This is a genomic window from Streptomyces sp. NRRL F-5727 (genome assembly GCF_000719555.1).
GTDB lineage: Bacteria > Actinomycetota > Actinomycetes > Streptomycetales > Streptomycetaceae > Streptomyces.
This window is the reverse complement of the sequence record NZ_JOGX01000005.1, coordinates 135,115-152,040: the sequence shown is the minus strand read 5'-3', so window position 1 is coordinate 152,040 and position 16,926 is coordinate 135,115. Positions and strand designations below refer to the sequence as shown.

The window sequence follows — 16,926 nt, the reverse complement described above, 5'->3', positions numbered from 1 at the left end:
CACTCCGCCCGGCAGTCAGCTAGGGAAGGACAGAGAACCATGGGCTTCGCCGATGATCATCTGATTCCGCTGGTCGACCAGGGCCTGGGCAACAGCGCCTACCTCGTCGACCTCGGTGACGGCCGCGCGCTCGCCGTGGACGCGAGCCGGGACCTGCGGGCCCTGAAGGCGGCCGCCGCGCGGCGCGGACTGCGCGTCGCGTTCGCCGCCGACACCCACCTGCACGCCGACTTCCTCTCCGGCGCGCTCCAGCTCGCCCACGACGACGACGCGATCGTCCTGGCCTCCGCGGCAGGGCAGCGTGCCTTCGAGCACCGGGGCCTCGGCGACGGCGACGAGGTCGACCTGGGCGGCCTCACGCTGCGGGCCCTCGCCACGCCGGGCCACACCGACGAACACCTCTCCTTCCTCCTCCTCGACGGCAGCCGGGAGCTGGGAGTCTTCACCGGCGGCTCGATGATCGTCGACTCCGCGGCACGCACCGACCTGCTCGGCGCCGACCGCGCCGAGGAGCTGGCCCGCGCCCAGTACCGCTCCCTTCGCCGCCTCACCGAGCTGCCGGACCCGACCTCCGTGTGGCCGACCCACGGCGCCGGCTCGTTCTGCTCCGCCCCACCCGGGGCCGAACGCACCAGCACCATCGGCGACCAGAAGCAGACCAACCCGCTCCTCGCCGCCCCGGACGAGGACACCTTCGTACGACAGCTTCTCGCGAGCCTCGGTTCGTGCCCGGCCTACTTCGACCGCCTCTCCGAGGCCAACCGGCGCGGCCCGGCCGTCCTCGCCACCTCACCCGCACTGCCCGGCCTGACGGCCGACCAGGTACGCACCCTGCTCGCGGACGGCGGCCATGTCGTCGACGCCCGCCCGGCGGCCGACTACGCGGCCGGCCACATCCCCGGCTCCCTGTCGATCCCGCTGCGCGGCCAGTTCGCGACCTGGCTGGGCTGGCTCCTGCCCGACACCGCCCCGCTCGCGTTCGTCACCAACGACGACCAGGACCTGTCGGAGGTCGTCTGGCAGTCGTACAAGATCGGGTACGAGCGGCTCGCAGGCCGTCTCTCCGGTGGCATGGCGAGCTGGACGGCGGCCGGAAACCCGCAGACCACCACCGAGTTCGTCACCGCCGAAAGGGCCGCGAACCGCCCGTACGTCGACGTGCGGCAGGAATCGGAGTTCGCGGCCGGACACGTCCCCGGCGCCCTCGGCATCGAACTCGGCATGCTCCCCGCTCATGCCGCCGACGCCCCCGCGGGCGCGGTCGTGGCCTGCGGTCACGGTGAGCGGGCCATGACCGCGGCGAGTCTCCTGGAGCGCGCCGGCCGCACCGGCATCGCCGTCCTCGACGGCGGACCGAGCGACTACGCCGCCGCGCACGAACAGAAGCTCGTCCAGGGAACCGAGGGCACGCCCGCGTGAACGCCCCCCCTTCGACCACGTCACCGACCGACGCACACGGGCGGCCCGTCCGCCTCGGCCTGCGCGAGAACCGGCTGCAGTTCACCCTGCTCGTCATCGTCAACGTCTGCGTCGGCGGACTCGTCGGCCTCGAACGCACCACCGTTCCGCTCATCGGGTCCGAGACCTTCGGACTCACCAGCGACCTGGCCGTCTTCTCCTTCATCATCGCCTTCGGCGTCACCAAGGCCGTCACCAACCTGGCCGCCGGTGCGCTGACCGCCCGCTTCCGCCGCAAGCAACTCCTCGTCACCGGCTGGCTGATCGGCATACCCGTCCCCTTCGTTCTCGCCTGGGCGCCGTCATGGGGCTGGATCGTCGCGGCCAACGTGCTGCTCGGCCTCAACCAGGGCCTGACCTGGTCGATGACCGTCAACATGAAGATCGACCTGGTCGGCCCGTCCCGCCGCGGACTCGCGACCGGCCTGAACGAGGCCGCCGGATACACCGCCGTCGGCGTCACCGCCCTGCTCACCGGATACCTCGCGACGTCCTACGGCCTGCGCCCGGTCCCGGAGTTGATCGGCGTCGTGTTCGTCGTCGCCGGACTGGCCCTCGCCCTGGTCGTCCGCGACACAGCCGCGCACGTCGCCCTCGAACTCGCCCAGCACTCCAAGCCGCTGCCCAGCGACGAGGACACGGGCCTGAAGGCCACGTTCATCCGTACGTCCTGGCACAACCGCTCCCTGCGCGGCGCCAGCCAGGCCGGCCTGGTCAACAACCTCAACGACGGCCTCACCTGGGGCGTCTTCCCCCTGCTCTTCACGGACCACGGCCTGGGTCTGGCCGCCGTCGGCCTCATCAAGGGCCTCTACCCGATCCTGTGGGGCATCGGCCAGATCCCCACCGGCCACCTCGCCGACCGCATCGGCCGCAAACCGCTGATCGTCACGGGCATGCTCGTCCAGGCGGTCGGGTTCGTCGTCGCTCTCGCCCTGCTCGACAGCCCCCTGCTCGCCGGAGTCCTCTCCGCGGTCTTCCTGGGCCTCGGCACCGCCATGGTCTACCCGGCCCTCATCGCCTCCATATCCGACCACGCCCACCCCGCATGGCGCGCCAACGCCCTGGGCACCTATCGGTTCTGGCGCGACATCGGCTACGCCGTCGGCGCTCTGGTCGCCGGGATCCTGGCCGACTGGCTCGGCCTGAACGCCACCGTCATCGCCGCCGCCGTCCTCACCGCGGCCTCCGGCCTCCTCGCCGCCCGCTGGATCACCGAACACCGCCCCGACACCCGTTGACCGGCGACCGGGCCCGCGACGGCGAGCGACTCCGGCCCCACGTCCGATCAACGGCCCGGGAACACCCGCCCGAAACTGCCACGGCCCGGCACCCTGGCACGCAGCCGCAAGAGCCGCGATCAGCCGTCCGCCCAGCTGGTCACAGCGAGGCGGCCTGGCCGACGATGCCCAGCCCGCCTGCGCCCACTGTGTTGCGGTCCGGCTACCGGGTGTACGGCGAGGACGCGGTGGACCGACTGGCCTTCATCTCCTCGGTGAAACCGCCGGGCCTGACGACGGGATCCGCGAGCTCCTCGACCTCCGTGAGGAAGGCGTGTGCGCCTCCGTACGAACGCGGATGCCGGTGCTGATCGCGGACCGGATCCGGCACCCCGACGGCAGGGGCGCGGAGCGGCGAACCTTCTCCGGCCCTCTGGCCGGCGACCACACGGCCCGGCCCTGTCCGCTCCCGCCCGGGCGGGGCGTGCGGCCCGGACTGCGATTGCACGACGAAAGGTACGGCGAGCGGCACAGTCCTCAGCTCGTGCTGCCGAGCTGCGTGAGCGCGGGCTCCGGGGCGCTGCAGCAGCCCTCGCTCTGCTGGTCGGCGCTCGCGTGACACACGACGGCGGCCGGCGGATGTCCGCCGGCCGCCGTCGTGTGTCACGCGAGCGTGAGGAAGAGCTTCTCCAGTTCCTGCTCGCTCATGGGGGGCGCACCTTCCTCGCTTTCGGCCAGGCACTGGCGCATCCCGCTCGCGACGATCTTGAAGCCCGCCCGGTCGAGGGCGCGGGAGACGGCGGCGAGCTGCGTGACGACGTCCTTGCAGTCGCGGCCGGCCTCGATCATGGCGATGACGCCCGCGAGCTGCCCTTGAGCGCGCCGCAGCCGGTTGAGGACCGCGGTCGCCGCCTCTTCTTCCACCTTCACCGGGTTCCTCCTTCTCACCGACCATCGACTCAAGAATACCCCTTGGGGTATAACGCTAGAGGTGCGCGGCCGATTCCCTGGAGCCTACCTGGGGTGCGTCCATGGCGGCCCGCGGGCGGCGCGCCCGCACTATGCCCCAGATCACGGTGGTCGTCACCGCGAGACCGACGCCGACCCAGGTCAGCGGGCTGACCCAGATCACGGCGGGCAGTTGCCGGCTGAGGACGAAGACGCCCATGACCACGACGAACCAGCCGAACGCCGTGCGCAGGGCGTCCTGGGGGACGCGTCCGGCGAAGCGGCCGCCGATCAGGCTGCCGACGACGGCCGCGGCGGTGACCATCAGGGCGAGGTTCCAGTCGATCTGGACGTCGGCGAGGTGGCCGGCGAGTCCGGAGAAGGACTTCATGGCGATGACCAGGAGTGAGGTGCCGACGGCGACGCTCATGGGCAGTCCGCCGAGCAGGGCGAGGGCGGGTACGACGAGGAATCCGCCGCCGGAGCCGACCAGGCCGGTGACAGCGCCGACGACGAGGCCCTCGGCGATCACGTGCTTGACGGGCAGCTCGGCGTGAGCAGGCTTGGCCGCCTTCGCCTTGCGGGACCTGCGGAGCATGGCGAAGGCGGTGGCGAGCATCATGAGCGCGAAGGCGATGAGCAGGGCGGTGCCGGGGATGTACTCGGCGAGGCGTCCGCCGCCGTAGGCGCCGACCATGCTGACCGCGCCGAAGATCAGCCCGGTGCGCCAGCGCACCCGGCCGGCACGGGCGTGCGGGACGAGCCCGACCAGGCTGGTCACGCCGACGACGAACAGGGAGGTCGCGATGGCCTCCTTGGTGTCCTGACCGGCCAGGTAGACCAGGATCGGCACGGTCAGGATGGAACCACCGCCGCCCAGGACGCCGAGACTGACGCCGATGAGGACGGACGCCACGAGGACGAGGGTGATCACGAGCGATCCCGCAGGGAGGCGATCACGGTACGGATGTCGGTGCGCGGACCACGGTTGTAGGGCAGCTTCGAGAGGAGGACGCCCATCATGCAGGAATTGCTGAGCGCCGCGTACGTCAGGCCGGCGCCGATCGCCGTACCGATCAGATGGACACCGGGCACCAGGACCCCGACGAGGCCGGTGGCCAGGACGATCGATCCGGCGACCAGGCGGACCTGCCGCTCGATGTCCCAGCGGGCCTCGCCCCGGTTGACCGGGGCCCCGGCGGCCTCCCAGGCCATCATGCCGCCGTCCAGGACACGCAGGTTGGGCAGGCCGGCCTCGGAGAGGGCCTGCTCGGCCTGGGCGGCGCGTGCCCCGGAGCGGCAGACGAGGACCACGCCCTCGTCGAGGTGGGTGAGGAGTTCGGCGCGGTGCTCGCGCAGGGTGTCCAGCGGGACGTTGTAGGAACCGGGGATGTGGACCGTCCGGAACTCGCCGGGAGTGCGCACGTCCAGAACGCGGGGAGCGCGTCCGCTGTCGACCAGGTGCTGCAGGGCGGTGGGGGTGAGGCCGGTGGCGCGGGAGACGTCGATGGTCATGAAGAACTCCGTCGTGGTGGATCGACCCCGGACAGGAATACGGGGCTGAGTACAGGTGGGGGTAGGGAGGGCAGGCACCCCCGGCGGTGCCCGTCAGGGCGCCGAGGGCCCCGTCGCGGGGGCGCCGGCGGATGCGGTCCGGCGGATCAGACGGCGACGGGGACAGCCGTCAGGGCCCAGGCCGCGTAGCCGCCGAGGATGTCGGAGACGTCGTCGAAGCCGCGGTGACGCAGCAGGCTCGCGGCGATGGAGGAGCGGTGACCGCCTGCGCAGTGCAGAACGAGCGGCCTGCCGCGCGGGATCTCGTCCAGGCGGTGCGGCAGCTCGCCGAGCGCGATGTGCAGGGCGCCTTCGATGAAGCCGTTGTCTCCGCGCTCGCCGCAGGTGCGGACGTCGATGACGACCGGCGGGTTGTCTCCCGCCAGGGCGGCGCGGACCTGGGCGGCGGTGAGGCGGCTGGCCGGGGTGACCTCGTCGGCCAGGGCGGTCAGGGCGTCGTCCGGGGAGCGCAGGTAGCCGGCCACGCGGTCGAAGCCGATGCGGGCCAGGCGCGTGACGATCTCCTCCTCGCGGTTCTGCGGGGCGACGACCAGCAGGTCGGCGTCGGTGGGCAGGACGGTGCCGGACTGCTCGGCGAAGCGGCCGTCGGCCGGCACGTTCACCGAACCGCGCAGGTGTCCGGCGGCGAACTCCTGCGGGTCACGGGCGTCGACGACCACGGCGCCGGACGCCCGGAGGACCGCGAGGTCCTCGACGCTCAGCGGCCTCGGCGCGACGGCCGGATCGAACAGCGGGCGCTCACTGCGGTTCAGGATCGCGTCGTAGACGAAGTAGCCGGGAGCCGCGGACTGACCGGCGGTCACGATCGCGACGAAGTCCTCCCGCGACATGGGCGCGCAGGCGTAGTTGGTGGCCCGCTGCTCGCCGATGGTGGACTGCTTCTCGGTCGAGAGGTTCTTGCCGCAGGCGGATCCGGCGCCGTGCGCGGGGAAGACCCGCACCTCGTCCGGCAGGCCCATCAGCTTGTGCTGCACGCTGTCGTACAGCATGGCGCCGAGTTCGTCGGCGGTGACGCCGACGGAGGCGAGCAGGTCGGGGCGGCCCACGTCACCGATGAAGAGCGCGTCGCCGGTCAGCACGCCGTACGGGACGGTGTCCATGCCGTGCTCGTAGACCAGCACGCTGACCGATTCCGGGGTGTGCCCGGGGGTCTCCATGATCTCCAGGGTGACGTCGCCCAGGCTGATCGTCTCGCCGTCGGCAAGCTTGCGGATCGGGTACTCGGTCTCGGCCCGGCGGCCGTAGCCGATCCAGGCGCCGGTCTCGGCCGCCATCTCGAGGTGCCCGGCGACGAAGTCCGCGTGGAAGTGGGTGTTGATGACGCCGACCACGGTGAAGCCTCGGGCCTCGGCGTCCGCCAGGTACTCCGAGACGTCCCGGCGGGGGTCGACGACCACCGCCTTGCCGGTGGTCTCGTCGGCGATCATGTACGACGCCTGCGAGAGGCAGTCGAGGTAGTACTGGGCGAAAAACACGGAAACCTCCGTAAGCGATGACTCGGATACCCTGGGGGGTATCCGAGAGGTCAAAAGGTGGCCCGCCTCCCGGAGGGGCGGGCACGTGAAACGGGGGAAGGTCAGACCGCCCCGGGGGCGGACCCCGTCACGACCGGGCGGCCCGTGCCGGCCCAGCCCCGGGTCCCGCCGGCGACGGAAACGGCATCCATCCCGGCGGCGGCAAGGCGGTCCGCGGCCCACTGACTGCGGTTACCGCTCGCACAGATCACATACACCGCTTGCCCTTCGGGCACAGGGGGCAGTGCGACGGTCGGCGCCGACAGCGGGGCGAGGTGCGCACCGGGCACGTGCGCCGCCCGATACTCCTCCGGCTCCCGCACGTCGAGAACCACGGCACCGGCACTCCATGCCTCGGCGAAGGCATCCAGGTCCACTTCACGAGCCATGAGCGAGATTCACCTCCAGATACCCCCCTGGGTATTTCGTGTTCGACGGTAAGCGCCTCACGCCGAGGCTGTCAAATACCCCCCTGGGTATTTGAGGAGCTGAGGGATCACGGGAGCGCGGAACAAACCCGCCCCTACTCCCGCTGAACCTCCCGTATACCCCACCGGGTATACGGGAGGAGAGGGGAACCCACGCCCGCCGTCGAGCCGACCAAGGAAGACTTCGAGAGCACGGTCACGGGCCCGGAGATCGTGCTGATCGACTTCCGGGCTGGACGGTCAGGTGCGCTCGTGATCGTCGTCACGCCGGGACTGCCGCCCGGCATCAGCGCGGGAAGCGACCATCGGTGCCCCGTAACGGCCGGTCAGCCGGTGAAGGGTTCCCGTGCGAAGCGGCCGATCGCCACGAAGGCGGCCAGGGCGAGGTACGCCACGTCCCCCAGCGCGGCTCTGGTCTCCCCACGGCGGATCCGCACGATCGTGGCGCCGGTCATGATCAGCGCCAGGCCGCCGGCCGCCAGCGGTACGAGTATCGGCGCGATGCCGAGCACGGCGGGCAGGACGAGGCCCACGGCGCCGAGGATCTCGAGTGCTCCGATGGCCTTGAGGGTGCCGGTTCTGAAGTCGAGGACCCAGCGAGCGGCGTGGGACATCGAGGCCATCTTCTCCCGCGGGACGAACAGCTTCCCGAAGCCGGAGAAGAGGTAGACGGCGGTCAGCAGGCCGGTGACGATCCACAGTGCGGTGTTCATGAGTCCTGTCCTTGGCGACATGTCCGGGGGGGGCGGACCCGGGGTCGTCACGGGTCCGCCCGGGAGCGTGAGAACCTGAGCGGGAGCGTCCGCGTCAGCCGAACTGTCCGGGCTGGTAATCGCCGCCGGGCGTCCGGGTGATCACGTTCAGCCGGTTGAAGGCGTTGATCACACAGATCAGTGCCACCAGGGCCATCAGCTGACCCTCGTCGTAGTGCTTCGCCGCGTTCGCCCACGCCTCGTCGCTGACGCCGCTGGAGTCGGCGAGACGGGTGCCCTGCTCGGTGAGCTCCAGCGCCGCCCGCTCCGCCTCGGTGTAGACGGTCGTCTCCCGCCACGCCCCGACCAGGTGGATCCGCACCGCGCTCTCACCGGCGGCCGCGGCGTCCTTGGTGTGCATGTCGAGACAGCCGCCGCAGCCGTTGATCTGGCTCGCGCGGATCTTCACCAGCTCCTGCACCGCCTTCGGCAGTCCCGAGTCGGTGATGACCTTGTTCGACGAGATGATGTGCCTGGCCCACTTCGACCCGACCTCGTTGCTCATGGGGTTGATCCGGGTTTCCATCTCGGACTCCTTCGTCTTCGGGTGCTTGCACCCCTACGACGAAGGGGTCGGCCGAGAGGTAACAACCCGCAACCCCATGAGCCTGACGGCTCGACGTGCGCTACTCGGGCCGCTCCGGCAGCCCCATGGCGTCGAGGCGCTTGCGGTCGCTCACCGTCAGGAGCTCCGCGATCCTGCCGTCGACCACGGTGCACGCCACCACGCCGAGCACCCTGCCCTTCGCGCCCCAGGCCACGAACCCGGGCTTGCCGTCGACCAGGACCGGAAGCACCGAGGTCATCGACCGGGCGCCGCGCAGGACCGGTTCGGCCACCTCGGCCGCCCCGACCGTGGTCGTCACGCCCTGCGGGTGGTACGTGCGCCAGGTCACCTGCGGATCGAGCAGCAGTACGAGCCCTTCGAAGTCCCCGTTCCGCGCCGCGGCAAGAAACGCGTCGACCACCGCGCGCTGCCGCCGCGGCTCCTCCTCCGGCAGGGAGGTAGCCCGCACCTTCCGGCGGGCCCGGCTGGCGAGCATCTTGGTCGCGTCGGCGGACCGGCCGACGATCTCACCGATCTCGGCGAACGGCACCGCGAACATGTCATGCAGCACGAACGCCAGCCGCTCGGTGGGCGTGAGGGTGTCGAGTACCACCAGCAGCGCCAGCCCGACCGATTCGGCGAGCATCGCGTCGTCCTCGGGCGCCGCCCCGCCGTCCACGGTCACCACCAACTCGGGCAGCCGGTCGTCGTACGAGTGCTCGGGCCTGTTCTTGCGCGAGCGCAGCACATCGATGCAGACCCGGCCGACCACGGTGGTCAGCCAGCCGGCCAGGTTGTCGATCGCGGCCGCGTCCTGCCGCGCCAGCCGGATCCACGCCTCCTGCACCGCGTCCTCGGCGTCCACCCGCGACCCGAGCATCCGGTGGGCCACTGCCACCAAGCGCTCACGCTGCTCCTCGAAGGCTCCCGCCAGCACTTCGTTCGGATCCCATCCGGTCATGCCGTCACCTTCCCTGCGCTGACTCCGTCATGATCATGACGGCCCCGGAGGCGCCGAGGTAACCGTTCGGTGTGCGGGCCATGGCAGCACGGAGTCCGACCGTGGCCGGGGCGGGCGCACCCGGCAGCGGGCGGGTCTGGTGCCTTCACGGCAGGGGAACGGCTGGGCGCAGGTCGCGCGCCGGGCCTACGCTGGAATTGTCCCGGGCCGCTTCGGACGACGGGAGACGTGATGACGTTCGTACAGGTCATCGACTGCAAGACGAGCCGGGCCGATGAGTTGAACAGGCTGATGGACGCCTGGGTCGAAGCGACCCAGGGCAAGCGGACGGCCACCCACTCGATCGTGGGAAGGGACCGCGCCGATTCCACCCACGTCGTGGAGATCGTGGAGTTCCCCTCGTACGAGGAGGCTATGCAGAACTCGAACCTGCCCGAGACCGACCGGATCTTTCGGGAGATGGTCGCGCTCTGTGACGGCGAGCCGTCCTTCACGGACCTGGACGTGATGCGCGACGAACAGCTCAACAAGATCGTGGTGCGGAGCTTCTTCGAGGACGTGATCAACGGGAAGAACGTCGACGCGGCGGACGCGATCTGCACGTCCGATTACCGCGAGCACGACCCCTCCCTGTCCTCGTACGACGTGGGCCTCGAGCAGGCCAAGGCCGAGAACCAGGAGATCATGGCGGCCTTCGATCCGGTGGCGACGGTCGAGAGCATGGTCGCCGAGGGCGACATGGTCTGCGTACGGGCGTCGTTCAAGGGGCGCCATGTGGGCGCGTACCAGGGCATGGAGGCCACTGACCGTGAGGTCTCCGGAACGGCCCACGCGACCTTCCGCTGTCTGGGCGGCAAGATCGCGGAGAGCTGGTGGAACTTCGACGACCTCGGGCTGCTGAAGCAACTGGGCATGGTGGAGGGCTGACCGACCCTGCGGCCACGGCCGTACTTCCGACAGGCCAGGTCCCCGCCACGTCCTGGATGTCACGCGCGCGACGAGCAGCGCGGCGAGGATCGCCCACGTGCAGGTGCGCCGGGCCGGCGATGCTCCAGCTCACCGCGGCCGGCACCGAGGCCGTCCCCAGGAAGACGCGCAGACCTCGCCGCGTCGCCTGGTCGCTCGGCCGTGCCGTGCCGATCGCCTGGGCGACCTTGATGACGTCCGCGGCCGTCTTGTTCACACGGACGAAGAACGAGATCCGGATGTCGGCCCGGATGGTGTCCCGGCAGATCAGACCGTCCCGGCAGGGCGAGCCTGTCCGGTGAAGGTGACGTCCACCGTGCGCACCTTGGAGACGATCAGCGCCCTGTCCTGCTCGCAGGACCACGGCGGCGAGCACGCCGATGCCCACGGTGATGGCATCCGTGAGGGAACCCCGTGTCGGTCGAAGGAGAAGGAACGCGGCCGCTCAGGCTGCGGGGCGCGTGGAGGGCGGGCCGGGCGCGGTGCCATGGCGCCGGGCCCGGTGGCCGGCGGCTGACCGTTTCCTCACCCGGCCGGCCAGCCATGTCGTCAGCCGCCACGACAGGGTCAGAGCCCCCGCGAGCAGCACGACGGAGAGAAGCAGGAACCACAGGCCGGGCAGATCGGCTCTGTCCAGCAGCACCGTGGCGGGAATGTCGAGCACCCACCCGACCGTGACGAACGCCGATCCGGCGACCGCGGCCGGGAGGCCGCCGCAGCCCAGGGCTGCCATGTCCAGGTCGGCGTCGAAGGCATCATGCGCGACCACGCGGCAGAGCACGAGCGCCCAGAAGCCGACGACTGTGACGAGCGCGGCGCTCAGCACCATGGCGGGAAAGCCGAAGGCCGCGTCGAAGAACTCGGACACGCCCGCCTCCCCCGCCCTCGTCTCCTCCGGAACTCGGCACCGGGCACACAGGGCGCGCCGCCGCCAGAGCCATTCTGGCGCTCGGCCGCCCGCGGGCGCGTTGCCGGTTCCCGGCAGTCTTTACGCCTCCTTGATGCCGGAACCGCGCCCCTGCCGGCGGCCGCCTGGCGGGGTCCGTTCAGAGGTCCTTCGCGGGCCAGCCGAGGAGGCGGGCGCCGATGACGGCGGTCTGGAGGGTGTAGCGGCTGACCGGATCGGCGGGGTCGGCGCCGGTGAGGCGGTGGATGCGGTCGAGGCGGTAGCTGACGGCTCGTACCGACAGATTGAGGTGGCGGGCGGCCTGGGTGGTGACGCCTCCGGAGTCGAAGAACGCGGTCAGCGTGTCCAGCAGGGGTTCCGCGCCGCCTCGCGCCGACGTCAGGGGCCCGAGGACGCTGCGGACGAGGTCCTCCATGGCCTGCCGGTCGCGGGTGAGGACCGGGTAGACGAGGAGGTCGGAGGCGTGCAGCACGGGCGCGTCGAGCTCGAGGCGGTCGGCGAGGTCGAGGGCGCCGAGGGCCTCCTCGTAGGAGTGGACGACACCGCGCGGCCCGGGCTGGGGGCGGCCGATCGCCACCTGGCCGCCGCCGGTGGCGGCGAACGCCTGCTTCGCGAAGTACGTCAGGACGTCGGCCTGGTCACCGGGGGCGACGCACACGATCCGGCCGCCCTTCGTGGTGAGCAGGATGTGCCGGTCGCCGAACCTGCCGATCAGCGACCGCTCGACCTGCTGCGGAACCGGGTCGGCCTCGCTGTACGACTGCGGGCGACGGCGACCGCGTGCGCCTGCGACAGGCGCAGACCGAAGCGTTCCGCCCTCTCGGCTATGCGCCCGATGTCGCTGCGGCCGTACAGCAGATCGTCGATGAACTCCCGGCGGTCGGCCTCCTCCTGTCGCACCGCCAGGCGCTGGGCGCGCTCGAAGCCGCCGGCGAAGGCGTCGACGGACTGCTCGACGACGGTGAGCAGGCCGAGGGCCGTCCGCCGGGACAGCGGCTGCTCGGGCCAGGCGGCGCGGACCGCCGCCAGATGCCGGCCGATCAGGGTGCGAAGAGGAAGTCCCTCGCGTGCGGCCCGCTCCCCCGCTTCCCTGCGACGTTCGAGCTCGTCCCGGTTCAGCCGCCGCCCGCTCGCCGCGACATCGGCGAGCAGCCGCTCGTACTCCTCCACGTTTCCGTCCGTCATCTCCCCGTCCCGGGTGGTCGCTGTCGGCGTCGCCGGGAACGGCCGACGAGGAAGTCGTAGAGGACGACGAGCGCCACGCCCCGGCCGACCAGCCCCCCGGCCCCGGCTCACCGGCGCACGATCCTACTGGTCAGGGCGGTTCTGTGAAGACCTCGACGGCGCGGTCTCCCGCTGTGGTCGTGGGCCACGCTCGGCGCCGCGATCGCGCTCGCCTGCCCGTCCGACCCCGTCGTCCGCCGTGTGCCCGGCGATGGCGGGCGCCCCACGAGCCGTTCCTGCCTCACCATGCGCCCCCTTCATGCCGTCCTCACGATCACGGCATGAAGGGGGCGTAAAGACTGCCGAGGTCCGGCAGTGAACGCATGTGCGGTTCGGTGCCACGATGGCCGGGACGGCAGAGGGAGCCCGGCAGCCGAGGGAGCGGGGACATGGTCTGGTTTCTCGGTCTCGGCATCGGCGGTCTGGTGCTGCTGGTCCTGGCCCTGGTCTTCGACGGGGTGTGGGAGGGGGTCTTCGACGGGTTCGGCGGGGGGCTGGACGGGTTTCTGTCGCTGCCGGTGATCGCCGGGTTCGTGTCGGCCCTCGGTTTCACGGGGGCGCTCGTGCTCGGCACCACCGGTGCGGGGGCGGGGGTCGCCACCGGTGCGGGCGTGGTCGCGGGGGGCGTCGTGGGATGGGTGACCTGGCGGTTCAGCCGGGTGCTGATGCGCGACGGTGCCGCGCCCGCACCGCGGGGCGAGGACCTGACGGGGACATCGGGTGCGGTGGTGACGGCGATCCCGGCGGCCGGTTACGGCGAGGTGCTGCTGCGTCTCGCGGGTCAGCCGGTGAAGTACGCGGCGAAGGCCGACGCGCCCGTCGCACGCGGCACCGAGGTGTGGGTCGAGTCCGTGCTCTCGCCGACGTCGGTGACCGTCCGCCCCGTCGAACGCTGACCGCGGGTCGGCTGCTGTTCTTCATCGTTCGTACCGATCGAAGGGGGTTTCGTCATGAGCCCTGTCCTCACCTCCGTGGTGGGCATCGTCGTCCTGGTCGTCCTGCTCGGCCTCGTCGTCGTCACGCGCTACAAGGTCGCCGGGCCCAGCGAGGCGTTCATCATCACCGGCCGGCGCGGCAAGAAGACCACCGACCCGGCCACCGGGCGGGAGTACACGGACAACAGCGGCCAGAAGGTCGTGGTCGGCGGCGGGGTCTTCGTCGTGCCGTTCGTGCAGCAGAAGTTCAGCCTCGACCTGTCCAGCCGGCACATTCCCGTGGCCGTACGCGGCGCCGTCACCCTGCGCGGTGTGAAGGCGAACCTGGAAGGCGTCGCGATCGTCAAGGTCGGCGGCACCGAGGACTCCATCCGGGCCGCCGCCCAGCGCTTCCTGATGCAGCAGGACGGCATCGTCGGCTTCACGCAGGAAGTGCTGTCCGGCGCACTGCGGTCGATCGTCGGCCGGATGTCGGTCGAGGACATCATCCGCGACCGGGCCGCCTTCGCCGGGCAGGTCGCCGAGGAGGCCGAGGCGAGCCTGTCCGGGCAGGGCCTCGTCCTCGACGCCTTCCAGATCCAGGACATCACCACCGAGGGCTCCTACCTGGAGGACCTGGGCCGGCCCGAGGCCGCCCGCGCCAAGCAGGAGGCCGACATCGCCGAGGCCGTCGCCCGGCGCGCCGCCGAACAGGCCCGGCTGAAGGCCGAGGAGGAGATCGCGATCGCCCAGCGGACCCTCTACCTGAAGCAGGCCGAGATCAAGGCCCAGACCGACGAGGCCGCCGCCCAGGCCAACGCCGCGGGACCGCTCGCCGAAGCCGCGCGTCAGCAGGACATCCTCTCCGAGCAGGAGAAGGTGGCGGCCCGTCAGGCCGCTCTGACAGACCGCCAGCTCGACACCCAGGTCCGCAAGCCCGCCGACGCCGCCCGCTACCAGGCCGAGCAGGAGGCCGAGGCCCGCCGCATCGCCCTGGTGAAGGAGGCCGAGGCCGCCGCCGAGCGCGCCAGGCTCACCGGTGAGGGCGAGAAGGCCCAGCGCGCCGCGCTCGCCGAGGCCGTACGCATCGAGGGCGAGGCCGAGGCCGCCGCCATCGGCGCCAGGGGCGCGGCGGAGGCCGAGGCCATGCGGCAGAAGGCCGACGCCTTCGCGGGGTACGGCGACGCCGCCGTCCTGCAGATGCTCGTCGAGGTCCTGCCCCAGGTCGTCGCCAAGGCCGCCGAACCGCTCGCCGCCGTCGACAAGATGACCGTCATCTCCACCGACGGAGCGAGCCGGCTGACCCGCACCGTCACGGACAACGTCACCCAGGGCATGGAACTGCTCTCCTCCGCGACGGGCATGGACCTCGCCTCGCTCCTCCAGGGCATCGCCCGGAAGACGCCGGCACCCGAAGCCGCGGCTCCCGCGGCTCCCGGCACACCGGTCGAGATCACCGAGTGACAGACCGGTCCGGCGGGGGGGTGGGACATGGTCGGGGTGCCGAGCCAGGGGCGGACGCCGCCGGGCGCCGTCGGGCACATGGTGGTCTGCGGTGACGACGGGCTGGCACGCCGGCTCGCGGTCGAGCTGCGCGAGGTGTACCGCCGACGGGTGGTCCTCGTGACCCCCGCCGACGAGGCGGAGGAGCAGGCGGCCGGCCGGAGCACGGCCGAGCCCGACCCCGTCAGTGGGGCCGCCGTCCCTCCCCTGCACGTGGAAACGGCACCGTCCCCCACCACAGCGGCACTTCTCCGTGCCGACGTGGACGGCGCCGCCGCACTGGCCCTGCTGTACGAGGACGACGAGACGAACCTTCGGGCCGCGCTCACCGCGCGGCGGCTCAACCCGGGACTGCGCCTGGTCGTCCGCATGTACAACCGCAAGCTCGGCCACCACCTGGAGGAACTCCTCGACCAGGCCGCCCTCGTGGCCGCGCCCGGCGGCGACCGCAGCGTCCTCGACGCGTCCACGACCGTCCTCTCCGACGCGGACACCGCCGCCCCGGCGCTCGTGGCCACGGCGATCGCCGACACCAACAAGGTCGTGCAGGCCGACGGGCTGCTGCTGCGCGCCGCCGAACGCCCCGCACCCGACCGGGGCGAAGTCCCCGACCCGGGGCTGTGCACCCTGGCGCTGCTCTCGTCCACCACCAACGACCCGGTCGGCAGCGAGGGCTCGGACGCGAGCGGCGCACAGGGTCCCGAGCTCCTGCCCGACGACCGGGCCGTCCGGGGCTCAGCGGGCCGCGGCACCGTCGTCCTCGAAGCCGTCCGGCGCGCGGGGCCCGCGCTCCCGCCCCGCCGCCTCGCCCGGCGCGGCGCCCCGCTCGGGGAGGTGTTCTCCGCCCGCCTGCGCTGGTCGCTCGCCGGCATCGCCGCCGCGGTGCTCGCCCTCACGGCCACCACGGCCGCGCTGACCGACGCCGACCCCGTCCACGCCGCGTACCTGACGCTGCTCGACCTCTTCTCGATCAACGACCCCGCTCTCGAGGAGTCCCCCACCCGGCAGGTCCTCCAGCTGCTCTCCGGCCTGGTCGGTCTCGCCCTGCTCCCCCTCCTCGTCGCCGGCGGCCTGGAAGCACTCGGCGTCTTCCGCGCGACCGGCGCGCTGCGCCGCCCGCCGCACGGTCTGTCCGGGCACATCGTGCTCCTCGGCCTCGGCAAGGTCGGCGCCCGCGTCCTCGCCCGGCTGCGGGAGCTCGACATCCCCGTCGTCTGCGTGGAGCAGGACCCCGACGCCCGCGGCGTCCCGCTCGCGCGCGACCTCGGCGTCCCCGTGGTCCTCGGCGACGTCACCGAGGACGGCGTGCTCGACGCGGCCCGCGTCCACCGGGCCGACGCGCTGCTCGCCCTGACCAGCTCGGACACCACCAACCTGGAGGCGACCCTCGCCGCCCGCAGCCTCAGGAACGACCTCCGCGTCGCGCTCCGGCTGTACGACGACGACTTCGCCGCCGCCGTCTACCGCACCCTGCGTTCCGCCCACCCCGACGCCGTCACCCGCAGCCGCAGCGTCACACACCTCGCCGCGCCCGCCTTCGCCGGCGCCATGATGGGCCGCCAGATCCTCGGCGCCGTCTCCGTCGAACGCAAGGTCCTGCTCTTCGCCGCCCTCCTCGTCGCCGGCCACCCCGAGCTCGAAGGCCGCACCGTCGCCGAAGCCTTCCGCCCCGGCGCCTGGCGCGTCCTCGCCCTCGACACCGCACGGCCGGAATCCCGCACCCCCGACCTGGCCCACACGGGCCACGACGGCGACCACCGGTCCCTCCTCTGGGACCTCCACCCCGGCCACGTCCTGAACCCCGCCGACCGCGTCGTCGTCGCCGCCACCCGCCGCGGACTCGCCGCACTCCTCGGGAACTCACCGGACGGCCATACAGCGGGCACCGGGCCCCGGTAGCGGCCGTCGGGCTGCCGCCGGGGTCGCCCACTCATGGTGTCGTGGGCCGCGGCGTCGGGGGCTCTCACCTCCCGGCTCCATCGCGGCGGACGGCGGAGCCGCCGCACCTG

The 16,926-nt window shown here is 72.1% G+C and carries 15 protein-coding genes and 2 pseudogenes; 6 read left to right on the top strand and 11 right to left on the bottom strand.

Going from position 1 to position 16,926, the window contains the following annotated elements; all coding sequences use genetic code 11:
• Nucleotides 1-39: 39 nt before the first annotated feature.
• On the top strand, nt 40-1,419 hold the full coding sequence (locus IF73_RS0106075) for an MBL fold metallo-hydrolase (RefSeq protein WP_031004258.1): 1,380 nt from the start codon (nt 40-42) through the stop codon (nt 1,417-1,419).
• Nucleotides 1,416-2,699 carry an MFS transporter gene (locus tag IF73_RS0106070; protein ID WP_031004256.1) on the top strand — a complete coding sequence of 428 codons (1,284 nt, stop codon included), beginning with the start codon at nt 1,416-1,418 and terminating at the stop codon, nt 2,697-2,699. Before IF73_RS0106075 ends, IF73_RS0106070 begins: the two co-directional genes overlap by 4 nt.
• Before the next feature lie 642 nt (nt 2,700-3,341).
• On the opposite strand, the gene IF73_RS0106055 is transcribed toward IF73_RS0106070, so the two are convergent.
• The 8 genes from IF73_RS0106055 to IF73_RS0106020 all read right to left on the bottom strand — a co-directional run bounded on the left by IF73_RS0106055 (nt 3,342) and on the right by IF73_RS0106020 (nt 9,403).
• Entirely contained in the window at nt 3,342-3,608 is a 267-nt protein-coding gene (locus IF73_RS0106055) for a metal-sensitive transcriptional regulator (RefSeq protein ID WP_031004254.1), read from the bottom strand.
• 55 nt (nt 3,609-3,663) lie between these two features.
• Nucleotides 3,664-4,560, bottom strand: a complete 897-nt coding sequence (locus IF73_RS0106050; RefSeq protein ID WP_051716565.1) for a sulfite exporter TauE/SafE family protein — start codon at nt 4,558-4,560, stop codon at nt 3,664-3,666.
• Nucleotides 4,557-5,141 carry a rhodanese-like domain-containing protein gene (locus IF73_RS0106045; protein ID WP_031004250.1) on the bottom strand — a complete coding sequence of 195 codons (585 nt, stop codon included), beginning with the start codon at nt 5,139-5,141 and terminating at the stop codon, nt 4,557-4,559. The genes IF73_RS0106050 and IF73_RS0106045 overlap by 4 nt, the downstream gene beginning before the upstream one ends.
• Nucleotides 5,142-5,287: 146 nt before the next feature.
• Nucleotides 5,288-6,676 (bottom strand): rhodanese-like domain-containing protein, encoded by a 1,389-nt coding sequence (locus IF73_RS0106040; RefSeq protein ID WP_031004248.1) that lies wholly within the window; start codon nt 6,674-6,676, stop codon nt 5,288-5,290.
• A 101-nt stretch (nt 6,677-6,777) separates the two neighbouring features.
• Nucleotides 6,778-7,104, bottom strand: coding sequence for a rhodanese-like domain-containing protein (locus tag IF73_RS0106035; protein ID WP_031004246.1), 327 nt, complete (start codon nt 7,102-7,104; stop codon nt 6,778-6,780).
• A gap of 365 nt (nt 7,105-7,469) precedes the next feature.
• Complete coding sequence (locus tag IF73_RS0106030) at nt 7,470-7,856, bottom strand: DoxX family protein (RefSeq protein ID WP_031004244.1); 387 nt, start codon at nt 7,854-7,856, stop codon at nt 7,470-7,472.
• A gap of 94 nt (nt 7,857-7,950) precedes the next feature.
• Entirely contained in the window at nt 7,951-8,421 is a 471-nt protein-coding gene (locus tag IF73_RS0106025; protein WP_031004242.1) for a carboxymuconolactone decarboxylase family protein, read from the bottom strand.
• A 100-nt stretch (nt 8,422-8,521) separates the two neighbouring features.
• On the bottom strand, nt 8,522-9,403 hold the full coding sequence (locus IF73_RS0106020; RefSeq protein ID WP_031004239.1) for a sigma-70 family RNA polymerase sigma factor: 882 nt from the start codon (nt 9,401-9,403) through the stop codon (nt 8,522-8,524).
• 231 nt (nt 9,404-9,634) lie between these two features.
• On the opposite strand from IF73_RS0106020, the gene IF73_RS0106015 reads away from it, so the two are divergent.
• A complete protein-coding gene (locus IF73_RS0106015; RefSeq protein ID WP_031004237.1) occupies nt 9,635-10,330 on the top strand; it encodes an ester cyclase in 696 nt (231 codons plus the stop codon).
• A gap of 169 nt (nt 10,331-10,499) precedes the next feature.
• On the opposite strand, the pseudogene IF73_RS41870 reads toward IF73_RS0106015, so the two are convergent.
• The 3 genes and pseudogenes from IF73_RS41870 to IF73_RS37495 all read right to left on the bottom strand — a co-directional run.
• A pseudogene (locus IF73_RS41870) lies at nt 10,500-10,763 on the bottom strand (flotillin family protein); the annotation flags it as partial.
• A 51-nt stretch (nt 10,764-10,814) separates the two neighbouring features.
• Nucleotides 10,815-11,237: a hypothetical protein gene (locus IF73_RS0106005; protein WP_051716564.1), complete on the bottom strand. Its 423-nt coding sequence runs from the start codon at nt 11,235-11,237 to the stop codon at nt 10,815-10,817.
• Between the two features lie 178 nt (nt 11,238-11,415).
• A pseudogene (locus tag IF73_RS37495) lies at nt 11,416-12,461 on the bottom strand (PucR family transcriptional regulator).
• A 428-nt stretch (nt 12,462-12,889) separates the two neighbouring features.
• On the opposite strand from IF73_RS37495, the gene IF73_RS0105995 reads away from it, so the two are divergent.
• The 3 genes from IF73_RS0105995 to IF73_RS0105985 are packed head-to-tail and all read left to right on the top strand — an operon-like array spanning nt 12,890 to nt 16,816.
• A complete protein-coding gene (locus tag IF73_RS0105995) occupies nt 12,890-13,396 on the top strand; it encodes a hypothetical protein (RefSeq protein WP_031004231.1) in 507 nt (168 codons plus the stop codon).
• 54 nt (nt 13,397-13,450) lie between these two features.
• Nucleotides 13,451-14,878: a flotillin family protein gene (locus tag IF73_RS0105990; protein WP_031004229.1), complete on the top strand. Its 1,428-nt coding sequence runs from the start codon at nt 13,451-13,453 to the stop codon at nt 14,876-14,878.
• A 27-nt stretch (nt 14,879-14,905) separates the two neighbouring features.
• Entirely contained in the window at nt 14,906-16,816 is a 1,911-nt protein-coding gene (locus tag IF73_RS0105985) for an NAD(P)-binding protein (RefSeq protein ID WP_051716563.1), read from the top strand.
• The last annotated feature ends 110 nt before the right edge of the window (nt 16,817-16,926 follow it).